Below are 6,866 nucleotides of genomic sequence, written 5' to 3' on the forward strand. Positions count from 1 at the left end.
GAGGAGAGGGTCCTGGCCCGGCCGTCGCGGACGACCGCCTCGCGGTCGGCGTAGGCGGCGACCCGGGCCTCATGGGTGACCAGGACCACGGTGGTGCCCTGCGAGCGGGCGGCGTCGACCATCAGCTCCATCACCTGCTCACCGGTGAGCGAGTCCAGCGCGCCGGTCGGCTCGTCGGCGAAGAGCACCTGCGGACGGGTCACCAGGCCGCGGGCGAGGGCCACCCGCTGGGCCTGACCACCCGACAGTTCGCCGGACCGGCGGCGCTCCATGCCGTCCAGGCCGAGCCGGGCGAACCACGGACGGGCCTCCGCGAGCGCGGCGGCCCGGCGGACGCCGTTGAGCAGCAGCGGCAGGGCGACGTTCTCCTCGGCGGTCAGTTCGGGGACGAGCTGGCCGAACTGGAAGACGAAGCCGAAGCGGTCCCGCCGTAGGGCGCTGCGCCGGGCCTCGTTCATGGTGTCCATGCGCTGCCCGTCGAAGTGCACCTCGCCCGCGTCGGGCACCAGGATGCCGGCCAGGCAGTGCAGCAGGGTGGACTTGCCGGAGCCGCTCGGGCCCATCACGGCCAGCACCTCGCCGGCCTCGACCGACAGGTCGGCGCCGCGCAGGGCGGGGGTCTCGCCGAAGGCCAGCTCGACGGAACGGGCTTCGATCAGCGGGCTCATGCGCGTACCTCCGCGGCGAGGGCGTCCAGGCGGGCGGTGGTCAGGTCGATCCACCGGAGGTCCGCCTCCAGGTGGAAGAGGCCGTGGTCGGCGAGCAGGCCGTCGATCAGCGGGCCGGTCCGGCGCAGTTCGGTCAGTTCGCGCATCCGGCGCAGGTGGGCGGCGCGCTGGGTGTCGAGGTACTCCTCGGCGTCGCGGCCGAGCATCAGGGCGAGGACGACCTTGGTGAACAGCACCGACTGCAGGGTGGGTTCGGGGGCGACCGGCTCGGTGAGCCAGTGCTCGAACTCGGTCACCCCCGCGTCGGTGATGACGTAGCGCTTGCGCTCGGGGCCGTCGCCGGGCTCGGCCTCGCCGGCCACGACCTTGCCGTCCCGCGCCAACCGGCCGAGCGTGGCATAGACCTGACCGTACGGCAGGGGCTTGCCGCGCCCGAAGAAGGCGTCGTAGTCGCGCTTGAGGTCGTAGCCGTGGCTCGGTTCCCGCTCCAGCAGCCCGAGAAGGGTCAAAGGAACACTCATGGGGTGACCATACACCCGACGTATACTCCGAGTGTATAGCTGGGGAGAATACGGCGCCGAGCTGGGAGAACGCCTCACGGGGCGGAGGTTCCGGTGGCAGGTCGGCTTCGGCGGCAGACGTGAGCGGAGGGCGGCCCCACACCGCCCTCCGCTCCGCACGGCGGCCCGGCGAGCCCCCACAGCGGGCCGGACCTCCGCGTCCCGGCACGACGAGGACGCGGTCACCGACAGCCTGCCCCCTCGCCCCCGCCCCGGCCGAGGGCCGAACGTCCCGGTCCTGCGCGCTCTCCCGGGCCGACGCCGGGGCCGACGCCGGGGCCGGGGCTCCGGTCCCGCGGCCCGGGGCGGCGTTCGGGACGGCGTTCGGGACGGCGTTCAGGGCCGCATTCAGGGCGGCCTGACGGAGGCCCAGAACCGATCGGGGACGGCGGACCGTCCTCCCGGGGAAACGGGGACGGCTCCCGCCCCCACCGGGCGGGAACCGGGGGGACGGGGGTGGCGCGGATGGCACCGGAGGGCCGGGACGGAACCGGACGGCACGGCGAGGGCGTTCCGCCGGCCATGCCGGGCGCGGACGGGGAGCGCGAGAAGCAGGCGGCCGGGGCGGACCGGGCGGACGGGGTGGACCGGGCGGCCCTCGCGCTCCTCGAGGGCCTGCTCGTCGCCGGCAACCTGCTGACGGCCTGGCTCCTGCTGAAGTCCTTCCTCGTCCGGCCGCCCGACGGGCACTGGGACCAGGAGAGCGTCACGGCCGCCGGGGTTCCCGCGATGTGCGCCCACATCGGCTCCTGGCTCACCGACTGGGGCACCGTGTACCTCGTCCGGTGGGGTCTGCTGCGCCCGTGGTGGTACGCGGTGCCGATCGCCGTCGGGGTGGTCTCGCTGGTACGGATGCTGATGCTCACGGGGAGGTGACCCGACCACCCCGGGGCCGGGGCGGGCGGGGAGCGGAGGCAGCGGCGGAGAGACACCCGTGGGCGACGGACGAGCGGGCAGGCCCCCGGGCCGGGTGGGGCCGCACGGCTCTTGTGCACGGGGGCCGGAGCTGGAAAATGGTTCCGACGGGGGCCGAACAGCGCCAACAGCCGTGAGGAGCACGCATCGTGTCCACCACACCCCGCCCGGCCCGGCCAGCGTCGGCGCCCCGGCGGGTGGGCCGTCAGCTGCGTCGGGCCCTCGGCCGCTCGGCGGACCCCCGCGAACCGCTCATCCGCCCCGTCGACCGGGCCCGCAGCCGGGCCTGGCTCGCCGCCGCGCTCGCCCTCGCCGTCGGAGTGGCCGGTGTCGTCGCCGCCGCCCTGGTCGGCTACCGCACCGCCGCAGGCACCGCCCAGACCGAACGCGGCCGGCTGCACCGGGTCGAGGCCGCGGTGCTCGGCAAGGCCGTGCCGGAGCCGCCGGCGAACAGCCGATGGGCCGGCGGCTACGAGAACCGGGTGGAGGTCTCGACCGCCTGGGCGGCTCCGGACGGCCGCCTGCACACCGGCACCGTCGAACTGCCGCGCACCACCCTGACCAGGCCCACCGTTACCCTCTGGGTGGACGACGCCGGCGAGCCCGCCAGGGCACCGGACACCCGGATCGGCCTCACCGTCGCCGCCGTCTGCACCGGCCTGGCCGGCTCCACCACCCTGGCCACGCTGATCGGTGTCGCGCTCGCCCTGCGGCTGCGCGCGCTCGCCCGGCGGGCCGACCGCGACTGGCAGCGGTCCTGGGCCCGTTGGGAGCCCCGTTGGAGCGGCCGGGCCAACCAGCCGCAGGAGGACTGAGGAGCACCGTGTTCGTCACCGACCGTCTGACCGCCCGGCTCTGGACCGGCGCCGACACCGACCGCGCGTTCGACCTGTACTCCCGCTGGGAGGTCGCGCGCTGGCTCGGCGCCACCCCGCGGGCGCTGGAGTCCCCCGACGAGGCGCCCGCTCTGATCGACCGGCTGCGGGCCCGCTCCACCGGCCCCCGCTACGGCGCATGGGCCCTGGAGCGGCGGGACACCGGCCTGGTCGTCGGCACGGTCCTGCTCGCCCCGCTGCCCGACGGTGACGGCGAGGTCGAGGTCGGCTGGCACCTCCACCCCGACTCCTGGGGCCACGGCTACGCCACCGAGGCCGCCCGCGCCGCCCTGGCCAAGGGCTTCGCCGACGGCCTCCGCGCGATCCACGCCGTCGTCCGGCCCGGCAACGACCGCTCGGCCGCCGTGTGCCGACGCCTCGGCATGACGCCCCAGGGCCGCACCGACCGCTGGTACGGGGCGGAGCTGGACGCCTTCCTGGCCGTCCCGGACGCGGCGGAGCCACCGCGGTGACCGGCTCCCGCGCGACCGGCCCGCGGTCGGCCGGTCGGCGGCGGCCGGTGGTCGAGTCGGACGCCGGACTCGTGGAGTGGGTCCGCGCGTTCGCGGAGCTGTCCCACCGCACGGTCGAGGACGTGGTCGGCTCGCTGCCGGCGGCCGAGCGCTCCCGCATCGAGGCGCACCGGACCAGCGACCCGGGTGACCCGAGCGGCGCGGACCGAACGGAAGACGCGGACTGAACGGACCGAACGGACGGGGCCGACGGGGCCGACGGGGCGGGCGGTGCGGGCGGCGTCCACGGTGCGGCGGCGCAGGCGGGCGCCTGCGGGGCGGGAGGCGGAACGCCCGTCAGGGGGCGGCGCCCCCGGGCCGGGTCCACGGCGGGGTGAGGCGGCCGGCCCGGTGGGTGGCGGCGGCGACCGCGAGGACGAGGACGAGGGCCGCCGCGAGCGCCGCCGGGACGCCGGGCCCGAGGACGAGGGCGGCCCCGGCGAGCGCTCCGGCGAACATCCAGCCGGCGGAGGCCAGACGGCGGGCCCCGGCGCGGTCCGCGGCCAGGGCGGTCAGCGTCATGGTCAGCACGGTGGTGGTCAGGTCGGGGACCTTCAGCGCCCGGACGACGGCGTTCTGCAGGCCCATCGCGAAGCCCAGCACGCCGATCAGGGTGTAGCGGACCGGGTCGTGGGTGTGGCCGAACACGGCCGCCGCCACGGTGCAGCCGGCCAGCAGCACCGCCTGCACGGTGACGGTGGTGACCAGCAGCCGGCCTCGGTGGTCCGGCCGGTGTTCGGCGAGACGGCCGCCCGACACCGCACCGGCCAGGAAGGCGGCGAGCGCCGCGAGCGAGGCCGAGGCGGAGAGCCCGGGCGCACCGACCAGTGCGAAGCCGAGGAAGACCACGTTGCCGGTCATGTTGGCGACGAAGACGTGGCCGAGGGCGAGGTAGCTCACCGCGTCGACCAGCCCGGTGACCACGGTGAGCACCAGCAGCATCGCCACCAGCGGGCCGTGGCGGGGATCGTCAGGCATCCGCGTCCTCCTCGGAACGACCCGGCCCGCCTTCGGTGGGCCCCGGCCCGGCCTCGGTGTGCGCTCCGGGCGTCCGGGACCTCCGGCGGTCCCGTCCGTTCTACGCCCGACCGGTCTCCGGAGCGGGCCGACCCGGCCGGAGCAATTGAATCTACATCCCTGTAGAGGACTTGCCGAACCCGGGGCGGTTGCGTGGGGCGGTTGCGTGGGGCGAAGACGCGCGGGGCGCGCAGGCCGGGCGCGCAACGAGGAGCGCCCGCCCCCGGGTGCGGCGGGGGGGGGCGCTCGGCTCTCGGGCGGGCACTCAGACGGCGAGCGCCGGGCGGTGGTGGTCGAGCCAGAGGGCCAGGTCCACGACCCGCTCCAGGCGGAGCCGGTGGCCCCACTCCAGCTGGTCCGCCGGGGTGTCCAGACTGCTCTTGATGACCGTCTCGTCGGCGATGTCCCGCACGTGCGGCGCGTCCAGCGCCTCGCGCGCGAGTCGCTGGAGGCCGCTGTTGTAGTCGGCGTGGTGGGTGGCCGGGTAGTGGTTCTTCGGCCGCCAGAGCACCGAGTCCGGGGCGATGCCCTGCCCGGTCGCGCGCAGCAGGCTCTTCTCCCGACCGTCGTAGCTCTTCATCGCCCAGGGGGTGTTGAAGGCGTACTCGACCAGGCGGTGGTCGCAGTAGGGCACCCGCACCTCCAGGCTCTGGGCCATCGAGAGGCGGTCCTTGCGGTGCAGCAGCTGGCGCAGCCAGCGGGTCAGCGAGAGGTGCTGCATCTCGCGCTGGCGGTGCTCGGTCGGGGTCTCGCCGTCGACGTGCGGGACGGCGGCGAGCGCGGCGCTGTAGGTGTCGTCGCGGAACTCGCCGATACGCAGGTGCGCGGCGAGGTCCGGGTTGATCGGCATGGCCGCCTCGTCGCCGGTGACGAGCAGCCAGGGGAAGGTCTGCGCGGCGAGCGCCTTGGGGTTGTGGAACCACGGGTAGCCGCCGAACACCTCGTCCGCCGCCTCCCCGGAGAGGGCGACCGTGGAGTGCTTGCGGATCTCGCCGAACAGCAGGTACAGCGAGGTGTCCATGTCGCCGACGCCGATCGGCGAGTCCCGGGAGATCACCACGGCCCGGCGGTGCTCCAGGTCGAGCAGGGTGCGCGGGTCGAGCACGACGGTCGAGTGGTCGCTGCCTATGAAGGCTCCGGCCTCGGCCGCGAACGGGGTGTCGTGCCCGGTGCGCAGCACGTCGCCGGTGAACTCCTCGGCCTGGTCGCTGTAGTCGACGGCGTAGGAGCGCAGCTTGGCCTGCGGGCCCTCCTGGAGCCGGAGTTCGTCGGCGACCAGGGCGGTGACGATGGTGGAGTCGAGGCCGCCGGAGAGCAGGCTGCAGAGCGGGACGTCCGCCTCCAGCTGGGCCCGGGCGGCGCGGTTGACCAGCGACCCGATCTGCTCCAGGGTGACGTCGAGGTCGTCGGTGTGCGGACGGGCGGTCAGCTCCCAGTAACGGCGCTCGCGGACGCCCCCGCGGTCGAGGACGAGCAGGCCGCCGGGGTGGACCTCGCGGACGCCGGCCCAGACCGTGGGGCCGGTGTTGAAGAGCAGGCTGTACGCCTCCCGCAGGCCGTCGGCGTCCACGGTGGGCGTGACGTCGGGGTGGGCGAAGAGCGCCTTGGGCTCGGAGCCGAAGACCAGACCGCCGTCGACCTCGGCCCAGAACAGCGGCTTGACGCCGAGCCGGTCGCGGACGAGCAGCAGGCGCTGGTTGCGCTCGTCCCAGATGCCGAAGGCATACATGCCCTCCAGCCGGTCGACCAGGGCGTCGCCCCACTCCTGGTAGGCGCGGAGGACCACCTCGGTGTCGCTGCGGGTCTCGAAGCGGTGACCCTTGGCGGTCAGCTCGGCCCGCAGCTGGTGGTGGTTGTAGACCTCGCCGCTGTAGGTGAGGACGACACCCGGCTCGTCCCGGCGGTCGACCATGGGCTGCGCACCGCCCTGGATGTCGATCACGGCGAGGCGGCGGTGACCGAGAGCGGCGTGACGACCGAGCCAGACGCCGCCGGCGTCGGGGCCGCGCAGGGCCATGGTGGCGGTCATCGCCTCGATGACGGGGGCGCTGTGGCGGACGTCCTGATGAAAGGACACCCAGCCGGTGATTCCGCACATGCGCGAGCACTCCTTGGACGGGCAGACGAACGGACGGGCAGGACGGGCACGGGCGACCGCGCCGAGGTCCGGTCCACCAGTCGGGCGGGGAGCAGCCGCAGTTCCACGAAATCGGACACATTTCCGGCCAACGCTCGGATGCCCGGTCCGGACGGCCGGTCCGGACGCCCGGCCCGGAGGCACGCCCCGGTTGCTCCTCCGGCCGCCGGGCCGGCCGGAGG

General features: G+C 75.2%; 8 protein-coding genes. 4 read left to right on the top strand and 4 right to left on the bottom strand.

The genetic code is table 11. The annotated features are described in order from the left end of the window. Together ACFWOG_RS38275 and ACFWOG_RS38280 are read right to left on the bottom strand one after the other, a co-directional pair. On the bottom strand, positions 1-668 hold a 668-nt coding region (locus ACFWOG_RS38275; RefSeq protein ID WP_380364131.1), incomplete at its 3' end, for an ABC transporter ATP-binding protein. After that, positions 665-1,189 carry a PadR family transcriptional regulator gene (locus ACFWOG_RS38280; RefSeq protein ID WP_329948583.1) on the bottom strand — a complete coding sequence of 175 codons (525 nt, stop codon included), beginning with the start codon at positions 1,187-1,189 and terminating at the stop codon, positions 665-667. The genes ACFWOG_RS38275 and ACFWOG_RS38280, both read right to left, overlap by 4 nt. A gap of 504 nt (positions 1,190-1,693) precedes the next feature. Here ACFWOG_RS38280 and ACFWOG_RS38285 point away from each other — a divergent pair. The 4 genes from ACFWOG_RS38285 to ACFWOG_RS38300 all read left to right on the top strand — a co-directional run bounded on the left by ACFWOG_RS38285 (position 1,694) and on the right by ACFWOG_RS38300 (position 3,718). Further along, on the top strand, positions 1,694-2,104 hold the full coding sequence (locus ACFWOG_RS38285; RefSeq protein WP_380364134.1) for a hypothetical protein: 411 nt from the start codon (positions 1,694-1,696) through the stop codon (positions 2,102-2,104). 188 nt (positions 2,105-2,292) lie between these two features. After that, positions 2,293-2,958 (top strand): hypothetical protein, encoded by a 666-nt coding sequence (locus tag ACFWOG_RS38290; protein WP_355402037.1) that lies wholly within the window; start codon positions 2,293-2,295, stop codon positions 2,956-2,958. Between the two features lie 8 nt (positions 2,959-2,966). Continuing rightward, a complete protein-coding gene (locus tag ACFWOG_RS38295) occupies positions 2,967-3,491 on the top strand; it encodes a GNAT family N-acetyltransferase (protein WP_380364136.1) in 525 nt (174 codons plus the stop codon). Continuing rightward, positions 3,488-3,718, top strand: coding sequence for a hypothetical protein (locus tag ACFWOG_RS38300; RefSeq protein ID WP_380364138.1), 231 nt, complete (start codon positions 3,488-3,490; stop codon positions 3,716-3,718). Before ACFWOG_RS38295 ends, ACFWOG_RS38300 begins: the two co-directional genes overlap by 4 nt. A 109-nt stretch (positions 3,719-3,827) precedes the next feature. On the opposite strand, the gene ACFWOG_RS38305 is transcribed toward ACFWOG_RS38300, so the two are convergent. Next, positions 3,828-4,508 (bottom strand): YoaK family protein, encoded by a 681-nt coding sequence (locus ACFWOG_RS38305; protein ID WP_380364140.1) that lies wholly within the window; start codon positions 4,506-4,508, stop codon positions 3,828-3,830. 304 nt (positions 4,509-4,812) lie between these two features. Next, the gene (asnB, locus tag ACFWOG_RS38310) at positions 4,813-6,645 is read right to left on the bottom strand and encodes an asparagine synthase (glutamine-hydrolyzing) (protein ID WP_329876715.1); all 1,833 of its coding nucleotides are present in this window, start codon (positions 6,643-6,645) and stop codon (positions 4,813-4,815) included. Positions 6,646-6,866: the final 221 nt, after the last annotated feature.

This window comes from Kitasatospora sp. NPDC058406, assembly GCF_042722765.1.
Classification (GTDB): Bacteria; Actinomycetota; Actinomycetes; order Streptomycetales; family Streptomycetaceae; genus Kitasatospora.

Bases quoted from the DNA above. Each gene is read 5' to 3' on its own strand.
- ACFWOG_RS38280 (WP_329948583.1), bottom strand. From the start codon at position 1,189: ATGAGTGTTCCTTTGACCCTTCTCGGGCTGCTGGAGCGGGAACCGAGC.
- ACFWOG_RS38285 (WP_380364134.1), top strand. From the start codon at position 1,694: ATGGCACCGGAGGGCCGGGACGGAACCGGACGGCACGGCGAGGGCGTT.
- ACFWOG_RS38305 (WP_380364140.1), bottom strand. From the start codon at position 4,508: ATGCCTGACGATCCCCGCCACGGCCCGCTGGTGGCGATGCTGCTGGTG.
- asnB (WP_329876715.1), bottom strand. From the start codon at position 6,645: ATGTGCGGAATCACCGGCTGGGTGTCCTTTCATCAGGACGTCCGCCAC.